This window comes from Cryptosporangium minutisporangium, assembly GCF_039536245.1.
GTDB classification, from domain to species: domain Bacteria; phylum Actinomycetota; class Actinomycetes; order Mycobacteriales; family Cryptosporangiaceae; genus Cryptosporangium; species Cryptosporangium minutisporangium.
In genome coordinates this window covers 26,945-46,618 of the sequence record NZ_BAAAYN010000070.1, presented here as the reverse complement: position 1 = coordinate 46,618, position 19,674 = coordinate 26,945, and the positions used below count along the sequence as shown (strand labels likewise).

General features: G+C 72.4%; 15 protein-coding genes. 7 read left to right on the top strand and 8 right to left on the bottom strand.

Annotated features, from left to right (window positions below; genetic code table 11):
* Window positions 1–10: 10 nt before the first annotated feature.
* Window positions 11–583: a DUF3000 domain-containing protein gene (locus ABEB28_RS39665; RefSeq protein WP_345733468.1), complete on the bottom strand. Its 573-nt coding sequence runs from the start codon at window positions 581–583 to the stop codon at window positions 11–13.
* 133 nt (window positions 584–716) lie between these two features.
* Here ABEB28_RS39665 and hemE point away from each other — a divergent pair, with 133 nt between their 5' ends.
* Window positions 717–1,865 carry a uroporphyrinogen decarboxylase gene (gene hemE / locus ABEB28_RS39660; protein WP_425559056.1) on the top strand — a complete coding sequence of 383 codons (1,149 nt, stop codon included), beginning with the start codon at window positions 717–719 and terminating at the stop codon, window positions 1,863–1,865.
* 33 nt (window positions 1,866–1,898) lie between these two features.
* Here hemE and ABEB28_RS39655 read toward each other — a convergent pair whose 3' ends face one another.
* A complete protein-coding gene (locus ABEB28_RS39655; protein WP_345733466.1) occupies window positions 1,899–2,993 on the bottom strand; it encodes a DUF4349 domain-containing protein in 1,095 nt (364 codons plus the stop codon).
* A gap of 281 nt (window positions 2,994–3,274) precedes the next feature.
* Here ABEB28_RS39655 and hemG point away from each other — a divergent pair, with 281 nt between their 5' ends.
* Window positions 3,275–4,783 carry a protoporphyrinogen oxidase gene (hemG, locus tag ABEB28_RS39650; protein ID WP_345733465.1) on the top strand — a complete coding sequence of 503 codons (1,509 nt, stop codon included), beginning with the start codon at window positions 3,275–3,277 and terminating at the stop codon, window positions 4,781–4,783.
* Window positions 4,776–5,492: a hydrogen peroxide-dependent heme synthase gene (gene hemQ, locus ABEB28_RS39645; RefSeq protein WP_345733464.1), complete on the top strand. Its 717-nt coding sequence runs from the start codon at window positions 4,776–4,778 to the stop codon at window positions 5,490–5,492. The genes hemG and hemQ overlap by 8 nt, the downstream gene beginning before the upstream one ends.
* Window positions 5,493–5,669: 177 nt before the next feature.
* On the opposite strand, the gene msrB is transcribed toward hemQ, so the two are convergent.
* The 3 genes from msrB to ABEB28_RS39630 form a co-directional block, all read right to left on the bottom strand.
* Window positions 5,670–6,089 (bottom strand): peptide-methionine (R)-S-oxide reductase MsrB, encoded by a 420-nt coding sequence (gene msrB, locus ABEB28_RS39640; RefSeq protein ID WP_345733463.1) that lies wholly within the window; start codon window positions 6,087–6,089, stop codon window positions 5,670–5,672.
* A gap of 53 nt (window positions 6,090–6,142) precedes the next feature.
* Window positions 6,143–8,692, bottom strand: a complete 2,550-nt coding sequence (locus ABEB28_RS39635; RefSeq protein ID WP_345733462.1) for a lamin tail domain-containing protein — start codon at window positions 8,690–8,692, stop codon at window positions 6,143–6,145.
* A gap of 161 nt (window positions 8,693–8,853) precedes the next feature.
* A complete protein-coding gene (locus ABEB28_RS39630) occupies window positions 8,854–10,200 on the bottom strand; it encodes a class I SAM-dependent methyltransferase (RefSeq protein WP_345733461.1) in 1,347 nt (448 codons plus the stop codon).
* Between the two features lie 331 nt (window positions 10,201–10,531).
* Here ABEB28_RS39630 and ligD point away from each other — a divergent pair, with 331 nt between their 5' ends.
* Both ligD and ABEB28_RS39620 read left to right on the top strand, forming a co-directional pair.
* Window positions 10,532–11,581, top strand: coding sequence for a non-homologous end-joining DNA ligase (gene ligD / locus ABEB28_RS39625; protein WP_345733460.1), 1,050 nt, complete (start codon window positions 10,532–10,534; stop codon window positions 11,579–11,581).
* Between the two features lie 106 nt (window positions 11,582–11,687).
* On the top strand, window positions 11,688–12,500 hold the full coding sequence (locus ABEB28_RS39620) for a dienelactone hydrolase family protein (protein WP_345733459.1): 813 nt from the start codon (window positions 11,688–11,690) through the stop codon (window positions 12,498–12,500).
* A 100-nt stretch (window positions 12,501–12,600) separates the two neighbouring features.
* On the opposite strand, the gene ABEB28_RS39615 is transcribed toward ABEB28_RS39620, so the two are convergent.
* Genes ABEB28_RS39615 through ABEB28_RS39605 form a run of 3 tightly spaced genes read right to left on the bottom strand, consistent with a single transcriptional unit; the run spans window position 12,601 to window position 16,123 of the window.
* The gene (locus ABEB28_RS39615) at window positions 12,601–14,181 is read right to left on the bottom strand and encodes an alpha/beta hydrolase (RefSeq protein ID WP_345733458.1); all 1,581 of its coding nucleotides are present in this window, start codon (window positions 14,179–14,181) and stop codon (window positions 12,601–12,603) included.
* Window positions 14,178–15,317, bottom strand: coding sequence for an ATP-dependent DNA ligase (locus tag ABEB28_RS39610; protein WP_345733513.1), 1,140 nt, complete (start codon window positions 15,315–15,317; stop codon window positions 14,178–14,180). Before ABEB28_RS39610 ends, ABEB28_RS39615 begins: the two co-directional genes overlap by 4 nt.
* A gap of 38 nt (window positions 15,318–15,355) precedes the next feature.
* Window positions 15,356–16,123 (bottom strand): pyrimidine reductase family protein, encoded by a 768-nt coding sequence (locus tag ABEB28_RS39605; RefSeq protein WP_345733457.1) that lies wholly within the window; start codon window positions 16,121–16,123, stop codon window positions 15,356–15,358.
* A gap of 153 nt (window positions 16,124–16,276) precedes the next feature.
* Between ABEB28_RS39605 and zapE the strand changes: the two genes are divergently transcribed.
* Both zapE and ABEB28_RS39595 read left to right on the top strand, forming a co-directional pair.
* A complete protein-coding gene (gene zapE, locus ABEB28_RS39600; RefSeq protein ID WP_345733456.1) occupies window positions 16,277–17,317 on the top strand; it encodes a cell division protein ZapE in 1,041 nt (346 codons plus the stop codon).
* A 260-nt stretch (window positions 17,318–17,577) separates the two neighbouring features.
* Window positions 17,578–19,668: an ATP-binding protein gene (locus ABEB28_RS39595; RefSeq protein WP_345733455.1), complete on the top strand. Its 2,091-nt coding sequence runs from the start codon at window positions 17,578–17,580 to the stop codon at window positions 19,666–19,668.
* Window positions 19,669–19,674: the final 6 nt, after the last annotated feature.

Here is a 19,674-nt window from a genome sequence, read left to right as displayed (position 1 = left end):
GACGAGAGTTTCAGGCGGAGTGGTGCGCCGCCAGCACGGTGACACCCGGCGGCGGTAGGCCGGCCGTGGAGGCCAGCAGCCCGCACCAGGCGTCCAAGTGCGGGGAGAGGTCCACCGAGCTGCTCAGCATCGGCGTCCAGGAGGCCCGGACCTCGACGTCTGAGCTGGTCGGTGGCCCGGCGAGGTCACCGAAACGGGTGGAGCTGACCTGGGTGACGGTTCCGCCGATCGCCGCGTAGCGGGCACCGGCCAGATCGAGCGCGTCCAACAGCCAGCTCCAGCCCACGGCGGCGAGCATCGGGTCGGTGCCCATCTCGGCTTCGAGCTCCGCGGTCACGTACGAAACCACGCGCCAGTGCCCGCCCCAGGCCTCTTGACCGGAAGGATCGTGCAGGACGATCAGCCGACCGGTCGCCACCTCCTCGTCGCCGCGCAGGACGGTGCCGGACAGGGCGTGACTGCGAGGGGCGAGCCGCTGCGGAGCCGGAACCTCTTCGAGCAGGATTTCCGGACGCGTCCGTACCGCACGCAACGTCGCCACGGCGCGTGCGAACGGGTCGGGCCCGGCGCCGGTGGGGGCCATGACTCAAGAGGGTAGGGGGAGCGGCGGAGCCCGCGCAGCGTGGCGCGCCGGTCGCGGGTCGGTGGCGACGGACGGCCCCCGAACGGCGGATCCCGGCCGCCGACGTGCTGCCCGGAGGCGGAGCCGTGAAACCATGACCGTCATGACCGACACCGCAGCGCCCCGCGGCACCGCGCCGCGCCCCGATGCCGACGCCGGCCCGCAGCTCGTCGCGGAGCAGGTCACCGGGCGTGCGCCGGTACCGGCGGAGCTGGCGGACGGACCGTTCCTGCGCGCCTGCCGCCGGGAATCGGTGTCGCACACGCCGGTCTGGTTCATGCGCCAGGCGGGCCGGTCGCTGCCGGAGTACCGGAAGGTCCGCGAGGGAATCGGCATGCTCGACTCGTGCCAGCGGCCCGACCTTGTGACCGAGATCACTCTCCAGCCGATTCGTCGGCACGGGGTGGATGCCGCGATCTTCTTCTCTGACATCGTCGTGCCGCTGATCGCGGTCGGCGTCGGGCTGGACATCGTCGCCGGCGTCGGCCCGGTGGTCGACGAGCCGTTCCGGAGCGCCGCCGACCTGGATCGGCTGCGGCCGCTGGGGCCCGACGACGTTCCCTACGTCACCGAAGCGGTCGGAACGCTCGTCGGCGAACTCGACGCGGTACCGCTGATCGGGTTCGCGGGTGCGCCATTCACGCTCGCCAGCTACCTGGTCGAGGGCGGGCCGTCGCGGACGCACGCCCGCACCAAGGCGTTGATGTACGGCGATCCGGAGCTGTGGCACGCGCTCTGCGAGCGGCTCGCCGGTATCTCGTCCGCGTTCCTCCAGGTGCAGGTCGCCGCCGGGGCGTCCGCCGTGCAGCTGTTCGACTCCTGGGCCGGCGCGCTGTCCGAGGCCGACTACCGCAAGTACGTCCAGCCGCACTCCGCCCGCGTGCTGGCGGACCTGGCCGCGACCGGCGTCCCGAAGATCCACTTCGGGGTCGGCACGGCGGAACTGCTCGGTGCGATGGGCGAGGCGGGCGCCGACGTGCTCGGCGTCGACTGGCGGACGCCGCTGGCGGCGACGTCCGCCCGGATCGGTCCGGACCGCGCGGTACAGGGCAACCTCGACCCGGCCGTGTTGCTCTCCGGCCCGGCAGTGGTCGCCGAGCACGTCGACCGGGTGCTCGCCGACGGAGCGGCGACCCCGGGCCACATCTTCAACCTGGGGCACGGTGTCCTGCCGGAGACCGATCCGGGCGTCCTCACCCGCGTCGTCGAGCTGGTGCACGAGCGGTCCGTGCGCTCGGCCTGACGGCACGTCCGAGCCGCCAGGCCGAGCTGCCGATCAGGAGCGCGGTCCGACCGGCTCGGAGGGCTGGGTCGGCTGCGTCGGTGAGGTCGGCCGGGTCGGCTCCGTCGGACCGTTGGTTCCGGTTGGTCCGTTGGGCCCGGGTCCGCTGGGCCCGGGTCCGTTGGGCCCCGGGCCGTTGGGCGTGGTCGGCCCGGCGGACGCTGCCGGCGACGTCGGCCGAGCCGAGCGGCGGCGGAAGCGGCGCACCAGCAGCCAGATCGGGACGCCGACCAGCGCGGCCGCCGCCAGGAACGGCGCCAGCCAACCCAGCACCATCAGCAGCACGGTGAGCGTGGCGACGAACGCGTTCCAGCCGTTGCGCAGGCCGACGAGCAGCCCGCGCTCCTCCTTCGGCGCGGCCTTGGGGGCGTCGGCCGGCTCGCTCAGGTTCAGCGTGATCGTCGAGAGGCTGACCTGGTCGTTGACCGTACGGCGGCTCGACTCCAGGGCCGCGAGCTCGCTCTCCCGGGAGGTCAGCTCGCGCTCGATCGAGGCGAGCTCGGTGATCGAGTTCGCGCGGCCGAGCAGGGCTCGTACCCGGGCGACGCTGGCTCGCTGGGCGGCGATCCGGGAGTCCAGGTCGACCGCACCGGGCTGCAGGTCCTCGGTGCCCAGCTCTCGTGAGCGTTCGGTACCCAGCGCGGACAGGGTGTCGATCGTGGTGGTGAACCGGGAGGAGGGCACCCGCAGCGTCAGGGTGACCGTGATCCGGTCGTCGGCGTTGACACGACGCTGGTCGGCGGCGACGTAACCACCGGCGGCCTGCGCGGTGGTGATCGCGCGTGCGGCGGCGTCCGGGACGTCCTTCGCGGTGACGGTCAGCGAGCCCTTGTAGATCAGCGCCCGGTTCCGGCTTCCGAGCGTCGTCGCGGCCTCGGGTCGGCTTCCCTGCTGGTCGGCTTGGCGCTTGTCGGCGTTGTACTCGGGGTTCCCCTGCTGGGGAGCGGCGGCCGGCGCCTCGGCGGCGGTGTCGGAGGTGCTGCCGCTGTCCTCGCTACCGTCACCGCTGCAGCCGGCGATTACCAGCCCGAACAGCAGGACTGCGGCGAGCAGTGGTCGGCGTCGGGAGCCGATCGGGCGGACGTCCATCGTGGTCCTCTCGTTGGCATGCGGTAGCACGGACGAGTCCGGACTCCGGGAATTCCGAGCCGGGCATCGCGGAGTTCGAGCCTGTGCGGGTTCGACGTGGGAGTGGGCCCGTCGGTTGCATCTGTTCTGCGGTCGTTGCCGCCTCGTGACGGGACCGAAGCCCCTCGCCGCGGGCCGAAGGTCCCGTCGGTGGCATCCGGACGCGTGACGCTGCCCACGTCCGGGCAGTTCGCGGGTCTCCGCAGCGACCGCACGCCGGTTCGGTGCGGCACGATGGGTTCGTGCTGTTCGAGGACCGATTCACCCGACCGCTACACGTCGTCGTGGTCGGCGGTGGTATCGCCGGCCTGGCTGCCGCGCTGCGCATCCGCGACACCGCGCCGGACGGAACCGCGGTCACCGTGATCGAGCAGGCGGGCAGCGTCGGCGGGAAGCTGCGCACCGGCTGGGTGGCCGGCGTGCCGGTCGAGGACGGCGCCGAATCGTTCCTGCTACGCGTGCCGGAGGCCCGCGCGCTGGCCGAGCGGGTCGGGCTCGCGGGTGACCTGGTGAGCCCCTCGTCGGCCGGGGCCACCGTCTGGGTGGACGGCACCCTCCGCGCGCTGCCGGCCGGCACGATGCTCGGCGTCCCGGCCGACCTGGAGGCCACCGCCGCGTCCGGCGTGCTCAGCGAGGACGGGCTGACGCTGGTCCGGGCCGAACCCGGCCGTCCGGGCGTCCCGCTCGGCGACGGCGACGTCGCGGTCGGCGCGTTGGTCGCCGACCGGCTCGGCGCCGAGGTCGTCGACCGGCTGGTCGAGCCGTTGCTCGGCGGGGTCTACGCCGGACGGGCGAGCCACCTGTCCCTGCGCGCGACGATGCCAGCGCTGGCGGCCGGGCTGGCCGACCAGCCGTCGCTGGTCCGAGCTGCTCGCGCCGCCCGCGGGACGCCGGGGTCGTCGGCGCCCTCCGGTCCGATCTTCGCCACCGTGCGCGGTGGACTGTCCCGGTTGGTCACCACCGTCGCGCACGCGTCGAAGGCCGCGATCCGGACCGGTATGCCGGTGCGGGCCCTGCAGCGGACCCCGGACGGCTGGCAGCTGACGGTCGGATCTGCCGGTCTCGGTGGCAGCACGACGGTCCGCGCCGACGCGGTGGTGCTGGCGGTCCCGGCCGCTCCGGCGTCCCGGCTGCTGGCCGACGTCGACGGGACCGCGGCCCGCACGGTCGGTGTGCTGGAGTACGCGAGTGTGGGGCTGGTGTCGCTGGTCCTGCCGGGCCGGTTGCCGCTGCCGCCGGGAACCGGTGCGCTGGTGCCCGCCAGCTCCGGACGCCTGGTCAAGGCCGTCACGTACGTCTCGCAGAAGTGGGGCCACGTACTCGACGGCCACGTCGGCGAGCCGGTCACGGTGGTGCGGGCCTCGGTCGGCAGGCACGGCGAGGAGGCGGTCCTCCAGCGGGACGACGAGTCGCTGGTCGCCGCGGTGACCGAGGAGCTCGGCACGCTGGTGCCGCTGCCGGGTGGTTGGCCCGCACCGCTGGGCGTCCGGGTGAACCGGTGGGGTGGCGCGCTGCCGCAGTACGCCCCCGGGCACCTCGACCGGGTGGCCGCTGTCCGCGCGGCGCTGGCCGCGGAACCGACCCTGGCCCTGGCCGGGGCCGCGTACGACGGCGTCGGCATTCCGGCCTGCATCCGGTCCGGCCAGGCCGCCGCTGACCAGGTACTGTCGGCGCTCGCGGATGAGCGCTCGCGCGACGACCGTGTTCCAGCGGAGCGTGCGCTGACGAGGGGAGAGCCAGTTCATGGCTGAGCAAGCCGCGGGGAACAACCCGAACGCCCAGCGGATCCGGGACCTCAACGACTCGATCCGCTACACGATGTGGTCGGTGTTCCGGGCCGAAGGGCGGCTGCCCGCCGACCGGACGCCGATCGGGACCGAGGTCGAGGAGCTGTTCGAGCAGCTGGCCCAGAAGGACGTCGTCGTGCGCGGCGTCTACGACGTGTCCGGTCTGCGTGCGGACGCCGACGTGATGGTGTGGTGGCACGCGTCGTCCTCGGACGCGCTCCAGGAGGCGTACGGGCGGCTGCGTCGCACCGCGCTCGGCGCGCACCTGCAGCCGGTGTGGTCGCAGTTGGCGCTGCACCGCCCGGCCGAGTTCAACCGGAGCCACATCCCGGCGTTCCTGGCCGACGAGGAGCCGCGGGCGTACGTGTGCGTCTACCCGTTCGTCCGGTCCTACGAGTGGTACCTGCTCCCGGACGAGGAGCGTCGCGCGATGCTCGCCGAGCACGGAAAGATGGCGCGCGGCTACGCGGACGTACGGGCGAACACCGTCGCGTCGTTCGCGCTCGGCGACTACGAGTGGATGCTGGCGTTCGAGGCGGACGAGCTGCACCGGATGGTCGACCTGATGCGTGACCTGCGGGCGTCGACGGCTCGCCGGCACGTGCGCGAGGAGACGCCGTTCTACACCGGTCGCCGCAAGCCGGTCGCCGAGATCGTCGCGTCCCTGCCGTAACGCGCGGGCGCCCCGCCGGCGAAGGGTCCCTGCTCGCTGGAGGGGGACCCTTCAGCGCTACCGTCGGCGCGCAGGCGCACCGGATTTTCGGGAAATCCGCCCCACGGCACGGCACGGCGCCCCACAGCGGCGCGTCGCGCCCGCGGCGGTGCGCCGCGGGCGGAGTGCGGTGGCCGCTCAGCTCTCGGTCGGCTCCAGCGTCAGCGAGATCGAGTTGATGCAGTACCGGTCGTCGGTGGGCGTCCCGTAGCCCTCGCCGTGGAACACGTGACCGAGGTGCGAGTCGCAGGCCGCGCACCGGACCTCGACCCGCCGCATCCCGAGTGTGGTGTCCTCGATCAGCACGACGTTCTTCGCATCCGACGGCGCGTAGAAGCTCGGCCAGCCGCAGTGCGACTCGAACTTGGTCTCGGAGCGGAACAGCTCGGTTCCGCAGGCCCGGCAGTGGTAGACGCCGGTCGTCTTGGTGTCGGTGTATTCACCGGTGAAGGCCCGCTCGGTGCCGGCCTCCCGAAGAACCTGGTACTCCTGCGGAGTGAGTTGGGCGCGCCATTCCGCCTCCGACTTGACAACTGTCGGCCGCGTCTCCTGAGTCATGCCCTCAACGGTACCTCCCGCGCGTCGCCGTTGACGCGTCGAGAACCTCCCGGTCAGGGCGTCGCGGGCGGCGCCGGGCCGCGCGGGGCGGCCGGGAACCGCACGTATCCCAGCACCGGGTCGTGATCCGACCAGCGCGCCGCGAACTCGCTCTGCGCATGGACGACGTCCACCGCGGTACCGCTCAGCGCGCGGCTCACCAAGACGTGGTCGAGCAGCATCGCATTGCCCTCGAGCAGCGCGCTGTACCGGTCGGCGGGGGTCAGCTTCGCCGCCGGGTCCAGCAGACCGCCGCCGGCCGTCAGGACGCCGAGCGTGGGCGTGTTCTCCCGGTCGGCGATGCCACCGGCGACCACCACCGCCGCGTCCGGATCGGAGTTCAGCAGCGTGTCGACGAACGCGCGGACGACCGAGGCCTGACTTCCGCGCTGCTCCTCGGAGATGCGCTGCGGAGGCTGGTGCCGTCCGAACAGCGACTCGTCGCGTCCGGAGACGAAGTGGTTGGCGACCACGAACACGGTCCGGCCGCGGAACCGGAACTCGCCCGCGAGCGACTTGCGGGCATCGATGAACGCCGGGCTGGTGGTGGCGATCCGCCCGGGGGAGAGCGACAGCGCGGGTTTGCCGCCGACGGACGTGACCTGGGTAGCCGTCGTGGCGTCCGGGGCACCGCGATCGACGAACGTCACTCGGGCCGGGTTGTAGAGGAACCCGAGGCGCCGGTTCTCCGGTCCGGACCCGTCCCGCCCACTGACCGGGTCGATCTGCCGGAACGAGTAGCGGGGGCCACCGGCGGCGCGGATCGCGCCGACCAGTGCACGCCAGCCGTCGTCGGCGCCGACCTGCGAGTCGTAGGCGCGGCCGTCGTCGTCCGGCATCTCTTCGACCGCGAGGACGTCGGGCGACCGCAGGCCGCGCACGACCGTGGTGGCCAACTGTCGCCCCCGGGACGCCGTACCGGTGAGGCTCACCGAGCTGATGTCGATGCTGGAGACCGTGAGGTCGGTCGGCGCCGCCGGCCGCGCGGTCTCCGGAGTGATCCGGCTGCTGGTGCTCTCCGGCGTGGTCAGGACTTCCAGCCGGTAGTCGCCGAAGCCGTAGTCGAGGACGCCGTCCACCGGGCCGCGCAGCCGGTCGCCGACGTTCGCCACCGGCAGCGGTGCGAGCAAGTCGTCGAGCAGCACCCGTTCGGTGTTCGGATCGGTGGGGGTGTAGCGGAGCCCGCCGCGCTTCGTCCGGGGCGAGCCGGCCCCGCCGGGCAGAACCGGCAGCTGCCCGGTCAGGCTGGTCGGCCCCACCACGACGGGGTCGACCACCCGGACGAGCATTCCTTCGAGTGACTCGTAGAAGTCGAGAGCGTTGGCGGTCGGCGCGAACGGCGCGTCGTTCTCGACGTCGCCGGGCGCGTCGGTGCGGACCTGGGTCGGCGGGATCCGGCCACCGGGGCCGATCAGCGCCGGGACCGGCCGTCGTGCGGCGCCGGAGATCACGGAGACCGTCGGCCGGACCAGTTCGGTCGTGGTCAGGTTGTTGGCGCCCGCGGTGCCGCCCGGCCGGTACTCGGTGACGGTGCCGGCCACCCGGACGGTATCCCCACTCTGCACGCGCGGCGCGGCGCCGGTGAAGACGAACAGGCCGTCGCTGGTCGCCGGGTCCCTGTCGGGCTCGGGATCCTGCATCCAGAACCCGGTCCGACCGACCGCGGTGACGAGGCCGGGCACGGCGGCGACCAGGCGCCCGGCGAGCGGTGAGATGTGCGAGCGGCCTTGGATGTCGGCGATGCGTGCGGTGCGGCCCGCCGAGTCACCCTGTCCGCCCGGCGGCGCAGGCGTCGCGACCACGAAGTCCACCGCGTTGTCGTCGGTGTCGACGCCGCCGGAGTTGGTGAGGCCGGGGACGTCGTCGGCCAGGTCCTGGCTGCCCTCGACGCCCGCCGGACCGCCCGGGTCGTCCTCGATGCTCGACGTGCTCTCGCCGGTGGTCGGGACCTTGACGTCACGCCGGACCACGGCGGTGGTGCTGGAGAGTGCGGGCGCCGGGCGACCCTCGGAGTCGTCAGCGCTGCCGTACCCGACGAAGTCGCGGACGCCGTCGACGGTCGTGCAACTCGCGACGCAGCGTAGCGGCGTCGTGTTGTGGACCAGCGCCACCTTGCCGCTGGTCGAGCCGAGGTCGAGCGAGCCGGCGACGTCGGCCTGCGGTAACCGGGTGGAGCCGTTCACTCCCTTGGCCTCGGCGATCAGGTACCGCCCGCCGGCCGGGATCCGGCCGGACAGCCGGGTGACGCCCCAGGAGCGCTCGCGCGGCGGGGCGAACTGCACGCTCCAGCCGGTGACGTCGACGGGCTCGTCGCCCCGGTTCGTCAGCTCGACGAAGTCGGCGGTCCAGATCGAGCCCGGTTCGCCACCGCCGCCGTAGACCTGGCTGATCACGACGTCGGCGGGGCGCGACGAGGTGCCGACCGTCGACGAGGTGGCCGTGGCGGTCAGCGCGATCGCGACGAGTAACGCCGGGACCGCCGAGGGCAGGTAGAACGACGGCTTCCGTAACAGCTGTGCGAGCTCGCTGCGTCGGACATGTCGCTGGGGACGCGTCGTCCGCACATGGCGCACCCGGTGTGCATGCCTCCCCTGCGTGCGGTTGCGTCCCACGAGCGCACACGGTACCTCCGGATCACACCGGTGCGGGGGTGGGCGCACGAGGCGCCCACCCCGGGTCGTCCGAACGGGGCCCCGGGACCCGGTCCGATCGGACGAGCGGTGCCTCAGTCCGCGGTCGCGTACGACGCCCGCGTGGGCGGCATGTGGCTGCGGCCCTTCCGATCCGGACGGACGGCGAGTACCTGGTGGATCGCGATCCGGTTGCGTTCGAACGCCAGCGCCGAGCCGGCCATGTACAGGCGCCAGACCCGAGCCCGGCCGACGCTGGTCAGCTCGACCGCCTCGGACCAGTGGTCCTCCAGATTGGTCACCCAGGCGCGCAGGGTCCGCGCATAGTGTTCACGCAGCGACTCCGCGTCGCGGACCTCGAATCCGACGCTCTCCAGCTGGTCGGAGATCCAGCCGACCGACTGCAGCTCACCGTCGGGGAAGACGTACGCGGTGATGAACGTCCGCTCGGGCTTGCCCTTCCGGTGGGACTCGATCTTCTCGGTGACCCTCGGCGGCTGGGTGATCTGGTGGCTGAGCAGCCGGCCGCCCGGCTTGAGCAGGCCGTAGAGCAGGCTCGCGTAGTCCCGCCACTGGTCGGTACCCACGTGCTCGGCCATGCCGATGCTGGAGATCGCGTCGTACGGACCGTCATCGACGTCGCGGTAGTCCTGCTCGCGGATCTCGACCAGGTCCCCGACGCCGGCCGCCGCGGCGCGCTTCGCCGCGCCGACTGCTTGCTCGTGCGAGTTGGTGACGCCGACGACCTGGACGCCGTACTCGCGGGCGGCATGGATCGCCATCGTGCCCCAGCCGCACCCCACGTCGAGGAGCCGCATGCCCGGCTTCAGGCCCAGCTTGCGGGCGATCAGCTCGCATTTGTTCCACTGCGCCTGCTCGAGCGTCGTGGTGGCGGACGGGTCGTCGAGCTGTGGCCAGTAAGCGCACGAGTAGGTCATCGAGTCGCCCAGCACCAGCCGGTAGAAATCGTTGCCGACGTTGTAGTGGTGGCCGATCGCCGCGGCGTCCCGGCGGACGCTGTGCAGCAGGCCGCTGGTCGGACGCATCTCCTCCGGTGGCGGGGGTGGGTTGCTGCCGATCGCGCCGAGCCGCAGCGCGGCCGCCACGATCGTCCGCTTGTCCTGACTGGTCAGGTGCATGCCGTTGGTGGAGTCGAACAGGTGGAGCATCTGATCGAGGGCGGCGATGAAATCGCCCTCGACGGCCAGGTCGCCGGCGACGAACGCGCGGGCCATGCCCACCTCGTTCGGCGACCAGACCAGTCGCCGCAGCGCGCGACGGTTCCGTACGACCAACGTCGGGCCGCCGTCGCGGTCCGAGGGGCCGAGCGTGCTGCCGTCCCACGTGCGGATCCGCACGGGTGGCTCGGTGCCGAAGATGGTCGTGATGACGGGTCGTAACCGGTCGGCGACCGTAGATCGGTCGGCAACGAGGTAACTCATCGACGCTTGTCCTTCCGCTCACCCACCGTGAGGACGCGGTGGAGTCACGAGGTTTCCGGGCAGCCTCCGCAATGAGGTTGCCTAAACCAACTTTTTATTTCGATCCTGCACCTGAAAGGGGATTGGTGGCGCCGAAAATTCCGGTGATCGCGCCCACGGCCCTGGCCGAAACGGCTTCGCGGGACCAGCGGGGTGCACCGGGAGGGCCGAGGCAGCGGGGCAGCGATGTGGAGCAGCCGTACGGGTGGGTCAGCACACAGTCGTACCACCGAAACAGACGGATCGACACCAGTTATCCGCCCGCGGCCTGTCCCGCCTGTACCGTGCTGCTATGGCGTCCCGAGCAGCGTCACCGGCGGTCGAGATCACGGTGGGCGACCGCGCGGTGCGCATCAGCAACCCCGACCGGGTCTACTTCGACGAGCCGCGCGTCACCAAGCTCGACATCGTCAACTACTACCTGTCGGTCGGCGACGGCATCGTCCGCGCACTGCGCGAACGGCCCTGCATGCTGCACCGTTACCCGGACGGCGTCTACTCCGGCGGCGCCGAGGGCGAGAAGATCTACCAGAAGCGCCTGCCGAAGGGCGCGCCGGACTGGGTGGAGAGCGTCCAGGTCCGGTTCCCGAGCGGACGCAGCGCGGACGAACTCTGCGTGACCGAACTGGCCGCGGTGGCCTGGGCGGTACAGATGTCGACCGTCGAGTTCCATCCGTGGCATTCGCGACGAGCGAACACCGAGCAGCCCGACGAACTCCGCATCGACCTCGACCCGCAGCCCGGCACCGGTCTCGCCGAGGCGCGCCGGGTCGGTGGCGTCGTCCAGGAGGTCCTGGGCGAACTCGGCTGGACCGGTTGGCCGAAGACGTCCGGTAACCGCGGGCTCCACATCTACGTCCGGATCCGGCCCGACTGGACGTTCACCGACGTACGACGCGCGGCGCTGGCGTTCGCCCGTGAGATCGAGCGCCGGGTGCCCGACCTGGCCACCACCGCGTGGTGGAAGGAGGAGCGGGGCGAGCGGGTCTTCGTCGACTTCAACCAGAACGCCCGCGACCGCACGATCGCCAGCGCCTACAGCCTGCGCGGCCGGCCGGGCGCACTCGTCTCGGCACCGATCACCTGGGACGAGTTGTCGGACGTCGAGAGCGAGGATCTGACGATCCGCACGGTTCCGCCGCGGTTCGCCGAGCTCGGTGACCTGCACGCAGGTATCGACGACGTCGCGGTCGGGATCGAGCCGCTGCTGGAGTGGGCCGAGCGGGACGCCCGCGACCACGACCTGGGCGATGCGCCGTACCCCCCGAACTACCCGAAGATGGAGGGCGAGCCGATGCGCGTCCAGCCCAGTCGCGCGAAGAAGCGTTCCGCGGCCGAGTAGCCACCCATCCGCTGATCGGCGCGGGCCGCGCGACGGTGGCGCGCGTGCTTACCAGTCCCGGTTGTTTTCCGGGCGCGGGTGGTGACGCGGGCCACAGTCGCGGGTCATGCTCAAGGTGACCGGCACTCCGGTGCGACCCGCCCTCGAGGAGGCGCGCATGCCCGAGCAGGCCCGAACCCCATTCACCAGGCCGCAACGAACCCTGTCCCCGCACAGCCACCCGCAGAGCGGCTCCGGACGATCGGGCGCGAGCGGCGGCGACCGGACGGATGTCAAGGAGCGGGTCACCGAGGTACTGGTGCGCGTCAGCGACGCCGAACTGGCGGGGGTGCTCGGGCGGCCGGAGTCCGCGCGAGGAGTCGTATTGTTCGCGCACGGGTCCGGGAGCTCGCGGAACAGCCCGCGGAACCGCCAGGTGGCGAAGGCCCTCTACCGCGCCGGGTTCGCGGTGGTACTCGTCGATCTGTTCACCGCGGCCGAGGAGCAGGAAGACCAGCGCACCCGCCGGGTGCGGTTCGACATCGACCTGCTGGCCCGCCGGGTCGACGACGCGGTCGGCTGGGTTATAACCCACCCGGAGACGCAGGGACTGCCGCTCGGGCTGTTCGGGGCCAGCACCGGTGCGGCCGGTGCGCTCGCCGCCGCCGCGGAGCGTCCGGAGACGGTGCGGGCGGTCGTGAGCCGGGGCGGCCGGCCGGACCTCGCGAGCAGCTGGCTCACCACGGTGGCGGCGCCGACGCTGCTGGTGGTCGGGGCGCTCGACCATCCGGTGCTGGAGCTGAACCGGCAGGCCGCGGACTCGCTGGGCGGGCTGGCCCGCGTCGAAGTCGTCCCCGGCGCAACCCACCTCTTCGAAGAGCCCGGCTGCCTGGAGGCGGTCGCGTCCCACGCCACGACCTGGTTCACGACACATCTGTAACCGTGCGGCGCTAGGGATGGGGGTCTCTGCGGCCGCAGAGACCCCCATCCCGAGTGCGCTGTCGATGAACAACGGCGGTGGAGCCCGCCCTGGACGGGCGCTAGTTAGCCGGGCAGGTCAGGTTGTCGGGGGGTGGAGCGGTGGTGATCAGGTAGTTGCTGATGTTCTCGCGGACGCAATTGGTCTGCGGGTACGCGGTGTGGCCCTCGCCCTGCCACGTGACGATGTGCGCGGTACCGATCTCGTTCGCCAGCTTCGCGGTGTTGGCGTAGGGCGTCGCCGGGTCGCCGGTGGTGCCCACGACCACGATCGGGGGCGCTCCGATCGCCGCACCGACCGGGTACGGGTCGTGCGTACCGGGCCAGACCGCGCAGCTGAGCAGCGTCATCGCCAGCGGCGCCCCGAACAGCGGGTACTTCCGCCGCCACTCCGTCTGCAGCTTCCGGACCTGGTCCAGGGTCGGCGGGTTCCGCTCGTCCGTGCAGCCGATCGCGGTGAACGCGTCGGTCATGTTGTTGTACGTGCCGTCCGCGTTCCGGCCGGTGAAGCTGTCGCTGAGCGAGAACACCGTCGACGGGTCGCCCTTGGCGATGTCCGCGATGGCCTTCTCCAGCGTCGGCCACTGCGCCTTGACGTAGAGCGCCGCGGTCACCGCCGAGAGCACGTGCCCGGTGGTCGCGGTGCGCTTCTCGCCACCGACGCCGGGCACCGGCTTCTTCGCCACGTTGATCAGGACGTTGTGCACGGTCCGCCGGGCCTCCGGACCGATCGCGCAGCCGGCGCCCTTCGCCCGGCAAGCAGCGACGAAGTTGTCGAACGCCTTCTCGAACCCGGCCGCCTGCCCTTCCGAGGCGGTGATTCCGTCGAGGTTCGGATCGACGGCACCGTCCAGAACGAACGCGCGCACCCGAGTCGGGTAGAGGTGCGCGTAGACCGCGCCGAGCAGCGTCCCGTAGGAGTAGCCGAGGTAGGTCATCTTGGTGTCGCCGACCGCGGCGCGGATCGCGTCCATGTCGCGGGCGGTCTGTTCGGTGCTGTAGTACCCGAGGCTCGGGCCGTACTTCGTCGCGCACGGGTCGATCGACGAGCGCCAGAGCTTGACCTGCTGGTTGAACTCCGCCGCCGGTGCCGGGTCGGGATTGGCCGCGGTCACCGCGTCCTTACTGGTCGCGGAGAGACAGTCGATCGGAGCGGACTGGCCGACGCCGCGGGGGTCGAACCCCACGACGTCGAATCGTTCGAGCACCTCGCCGGGCAGGAACAGCGGGGTCTGCGCGGCGAGCTCGATGCCGGACGCCCCGGGGCCGCCGGGGTTGACCAGGAGCGAGCCGATCCGGTTCCGCTGCTGCAGCCGGCGGACCCGGACGAGCGCGATCGCGATCGTCTCGCCGGTGGGGTTCGCCCAGTTCTGCGGGACCTTCACCGCACCGCAGTCGACCCGGACGCCGGACAACGAGGTACCGATCGATCGCTCGATCTCCGCCTTGCAGTCCTGCCACGCCACGGCGCCGGCTTCCGGCGCCGACGGAGCCGCCGGCGGACTCGCCGCGGTCGACGCGTCGGCGCGCGGAACCGACCGCCACTCACCGTCGGCGGTCGATGCTCCGCACGCGGACACCCCGAGTGCGGCGACGAGACTCAAGATCAGGAGGGGAAGCCGGGGGGCGCGGCGCAGCGTCACGGGGAACCCTTCAATACGCGTTCCAGGTCAAACCGGACAGGACGGTCGAGCTGAGCATAAGTGCATGAACGGGGTTCCCGGTCGGGGCGCCAGCGCTCGAAACGCGCGGTATGCCGGAATCGCTCGCCCTCCATGTGGTCGTAGGCCACCTCCACGACCAGATCGGGCCGCAGCGGCTCCCAGGACAGATCCTTCTTCCCGGTCCAGCGACTGGGCGCGCCGGGCATCCGGGTCGGGTCGGCTCCCGGCGTCGGCGGGGCGCCGGGGACAGGGGCGGTCTGCGCCGCCCACGAGGCCCACGGATGTTCGGAGAGATCGGACATCCGATAAGGAGCCAGCTCGTCCAGCAGTTCTTGACGTCGTTTCGCGGTGAACGACGCGGAGACCCCGACGTGGTGCAGGTGACCGTCGTCGTCGTAGAGGGCGAGCAGCAGTGAGCCGACCACCGGACCGGACTTGTGCCAGCGGAACCCGGCGACGACGCAGTCGGCCGTGCGGGTGTGTTTCACCTTGCGCATCGTGCGCTTGCCCGGCTCGTAGGGCCCGTCGGCGGCCTTGCAGATCAGGCCGTCGAGCCCGGCGCCCTCGAACCTCTCGAACCACGAGCGGGCGGTCTCCGGGTCGGTGGTCACCGGTGTCAGGTGCGTCCGCGGACCGGCGGGACCGCCGTCCGGCGGGAACAGCTCGGCCAGCCGCGCGCGCCGACGTGCGTACCCGAGCTCGATCAGCGCCTCGTCGCCGACCGCGAGCAGGTCGAACGCGATGAAGTGCGTCGGTGTCTGCTCGGCCAGCAGGTTGATGCGGGACGCCGCCGGGTGGATGCGCTGCGCCAGCGCGTCGAAGTCGAGGCGGTCGTCGACGATCACGACCAGTTCGCCGTCGACGACGCACCGCTCGGGTAGCGCGGTGCGGACCTCCTCGACGACCTCCGGGAAGTACCGCTGCAGCTCCTTGCCGCCCCGGCTGCCGAGCACGACCCGGTCACCCTCGCGGAAGATGATGCACCGGAACCCGTCGAACTTGGGCTCGTAGTGCAGGCCTTCGTCGGCCGGGATGCCCTTCGCCGGGCTCGCGAGCATCGGCTCGACCGGCGGCGGCACCGGGAGGGACCAGGGCTCGGCCGGTACCTCGTCCATGGGTTTGTCGTCACTGCCCGCACCAGGACTCATGGCCGTCAGTGAAGCAGAGACGGGCGACAATAGCGCAGCAAAAGCACGCTCGCGTCCTCGACGACGTGCGCCAAGGTCAACCCACGTGCGCCGGCCGTTCCGACCCCGGTGCTGATCCGTCCCGGACCGCCGCCGGCCAGCAGCGGGCTCAGCGTCAGGCAGATCTCGTCGACGCGGTCCACAGCGGTGAGAGCGGCGAACAGTTGCGGCCCGCCTTCGCAGAGCAGCTGGCTCAGCCCGCGCTCGTGCAGCGCGTCCAGAGCAACCGCGAGGTCGACGCCGCCCCCCGGCTCGCCGGCCACGAGGACGTCCGCGACCTCCGCCAGCGCCCGGCGCCGGTCGTCCGGGGCGTCCGGGCGGGTCACCACGATCGGCCGGACCGGCGCCTGCGCCAGCGACGCGTGCAGAGGGCCGATCGACAGCGAGCCGGAGACCACGACCAGCGTCGGCGTGGGCGCTAGTCCGGCCGCGACCCGGCGGGCGCGCCGGTCGGCGTCGAGCGTCACCGGGCCGTAGTCCTCGGCGAGCACGGTGCCGGCCGCGACGACGAGCCCGTCGCACCACCCGCGCAGAACCTTGAACGCCCGCTTGTCGGCGGGGCCCGACAGGCCGCCGGAGAGCCCGTCGACGCTGACCGCGCCGTCCACGCTGGCGACGAAGTTCATCCGCAGCCGGGGAGTGCTCCGGTCGGTCGCGTACAGGCGCTCCAGCGCTTCGCCGTCCAACTCGACGTCCGGGGCGACCGAGCAGGAGTGGGTATAGAGCGCGCGCATGCCCCCATCCCACCACCGGCCCGGTCTGCGCGCCGCGCCGCATGCTGCGGGCGCTTCGGGAAGTGGCCGCCAGAACTCCGGCGGCCCGGGCTGTGCCGGAGGTCATCGCGGCGCCCGGTGGGCCGGGAAGGCGCGCGACCGTAGGCTCGTACCGTGTCCGAGCCCGCAGTCGACGTCCGCCCCCGCCGGCTCTCCGGCCGGCAGCCGCAGGTCGCGCCCGCGCGGCTCGTCGCCGAACTGGTCCCGCCGCCCCGCTTCGCCGCCGCGCGGTTCGAGACCTACCGGCCGGACCCCCAGGAGCCCTCGCAGGCCGCCGCACTCGCCGCGATGCGCGGGTTCGCCGAGCGCCTGTCGGCTCCGCCGCCGCGCAAGGGCCTGTTCCGGCGGTCGGCGCCCGCGCGGGCCGGGCGTCCGGGCATCTACCTCGACGGCGGCTTCGGCGTCGGCAAGACGCACCTGCTCACCTCGCTCTGGCACGCCGCGCCGAAACCCGCCGGGTACGGCACGTTCGTGGAGCTGACCCACCTGGTCGGGGCCCTCGGATTCGCCGGCACCGTGGACGCGCTGGGGACGCTGCGGCTGCTCTGCGTGGACGAGTTCGAACTGGACGACCCGGGTGACACCGTGCTGGTGTCATCGCTGCTCACCCGCTTGGTTGAGCGCGGAGTGGCGCTGGCCGCGACGTCCAACACCCTGCCCGACAAGCTCGGCGAGGGCCGCTTCGCGGCCGAGGACTTCCTGCGGGAGATCCAGGCTCTCTCGCAGCAGTTCGACGCCGTCCGCGTGGACGGCCCGGACTACCGGCACCGGGACGCGGTCGAGGCGCCCGAGCCGCTCGACGAGGACGTCGTGCGCGAGCGGGTGGAGGCGCATCCGGCGGCGACCAGCGACGACTGGCCGACGCTGCTCGGCCACCTCGCGAGCCTGCACCCCTCGCGGTACGGCGCGCTGCTCGACGGCGTCGAGGCGGTGGGGCTCACCGGGTTGGCGGCCGTCCCCGACCAGAACACCGCACTCCGGGTCGTGGTCCTCGTCGACCGGCTCTACGACCGGAGTCTCCCGGTCTTCGCGTCCGGCTGCCCGGTGGACCAGATCTTCACGCCGGAGATGCTCGCCGGCGGTTACCGCAAGAAGTACCTCCGCGCCCTGAGCCGCCTAGGCGCCTTGGCGCGCGAAGGAAACGCACTCCGCTGAGGCTTGCTCTTCCCGGATTCGGGCGGGCTGTGCACTACTCGGTCGAGGGGCCTGTTGGGCGTTGGGGTGGGCGGGGTGGGCGGTGTTGACACGCACACCAAGTGCCGCCACGGCACTCGGCGTGGCGTCCTTCGCGACAGGCAGGACAGATCACCTCACCAGTGTGCGGGCACGTCTCGCCCACCTGGCAAGTGTCGTGTTACATAATAAAATGGAGTGAATCGGACTCGCGGGTACGAAGGGGCGGTAACACCCTGCCTATGACCTCAACGGCGAGCATCCTCCGAGCCGGCTTCGGTGCGCTGGTGGCACTCCTCCTGCTACTCGGCGGTGCCCGCCTGGCCGTCGGCCAGTACCTCGCGACGAGCGTCGAGTCGGCGGTCGTGCGGGCGGCGGTCGCTACCGGGGCGAACGCCGCACTGCTCCAGGCCCTCACCGACGCCGAGTCGGGTCTGCGCGGTTACCAGCTGACCGGGGACCCGTCGTTCCTCGAGCCCTACCGGAGCGGGGTCGCGCGCTACCCGGCCGAGCGGGACGCCGTGCTCGACGCCGCCGACACCGAGACGCTCCGCGCGCTGGTCGAGACCGAGGTCGCCCGCGCGGACGCCTGGCTGGCGTTCGCCGCTCCGCTGGCCGCCGGGACGAGTTCGGCGGTCGGTCGGTCCCCGGCCGCCGTAGCCAGGGGCAAGGTGCTCTTCGACCAGCTGCGGTCGGCGAATGCGCAGGTCAGCGCCGAATTGGACGAGCGGAGGGCGGCCGTCGTCGACCGGTTCCGAGCGATCAGCCTGATCAGCGACGTCGGTACCGCGCTGCTCACGGTGCTGGCCGCCGGTGTCGCGCTCGTCCTGGGCCTCCGGACCAGTCGGCGCTTCGTCGCGCCGCTGGAGGACATCCGGACGACGCTCGCGCGCCTCAACCGGGGTGACCGGTCGGCTCGTGGACGGGTGACCGGCCCGCCGGAGGTGCGGGAGGTCGTCCGGGAGCTCAACGACCTGGCCGACGAGAGCGAGCGGCTGCGCTCGTCCGAATCGGGCCGCGCCCGGATCCGGCAGGAAGCCCACGACCTCGGGGCCAACGTCCGCGGCTCGCTCGACCGCGACGCGATCCTCGACGTGGTCGTCGCCGGACTCGGTGCGGCGCTCGGCGTCGACCACGTGTACCTGCGTCTCGCCGAGGGCGGCACGGCCGGCTCCGTGGATCGGCTCTGGAGCCGGCAAGGCCGGACGCCGCCGCCGATCGAGGCGCTCCGGGCCGCGACCGCGGCGACGCCGTGGCCGCAGGGCAGCGTGTGGGCGGACCGGACGGCCGACTCCCGGTCGGACGTTCCCGACCTCGCGCTGGCGGCGGACGTCCTGGCCGCCAGCGGTGCCCGGTCGTGCCTCCTGACCGGTTTCGTCGTCGACGGCGAGGCGTCCGGCCTCCTCGTCCTGGCCCAGGCCGACACCGCGCGGTCCTGGACGAGCGACGAGCGGGCACTCCTCGAGGCGGTCGCCGCCGACGCCGGGCGTGGGCTGCACGTCGCCCAGGTGTACGGGCACCAGCGTGAGCTCGCCGAACGGTTCCGGGACCTGGATCGGCAGAAGACCGACTTCATCTCCACTGTGTCGCACGAACTGCGGACGCCGCTGACCAGCATCCTCGGCTACCTGGAGATCCTGCTCTCCGGTGACCAGGGCGAGCTCACCGAGGCACAGGAACGCAGCCTGCGCGTGGTGGAGCGCAACGCCGAGCGGTTGCGCGAGCTGGTCGGCGACCTGCTCACGCTGTCCCGGATCGGCTCCGGCAGTCTGGAGATGACGGCCACCAGGGTGGAGATCGGGTCTCTGATCGAGTCGGTGCGCGGTGTATTCGCGTCGGTGGCGGCCGGCGCCGGCTTGACGCTGGACTGCGCGGCCGGGGAAGGGCTCGCGGTGACCGGCGACGCGCGTCAGCTGGAGCGCGTCCTCTTGAACCTCGTCGGGAACGCGGTGAAGTTCACGCCGGCCGGGGGCACCGTCCGGGTCGTCACGCGTGCGGATCGGACCGATCGGGTCGTGGTGGAGATCGCGGACACCGGGATCGGGATTCCGCCCGACGACCAGCGGAAACTGTTCCAGCCGTTCCAGCGGGCGTCGAACGCGGTGGCGAGCGCGATCCAGGGCACCGGGCTGGGGCTGGCGATCGCGCGCTCGATCGTCGAGCGGCACGGCGGGGAGGTGACGTTGCGCTCCGCGGTGGGGGAGGGGACGACGCTGACGCTCGTGCTGCCCCGCGCCGTCGGCGCACCCGACGAGTCCACCGACGCCGACCCCCGCGACGCCGCGATCCGAGCCGCCAAAGCGCGAGCCCTAACCCGCTCGTTGCTCTCCTGAGCGGGC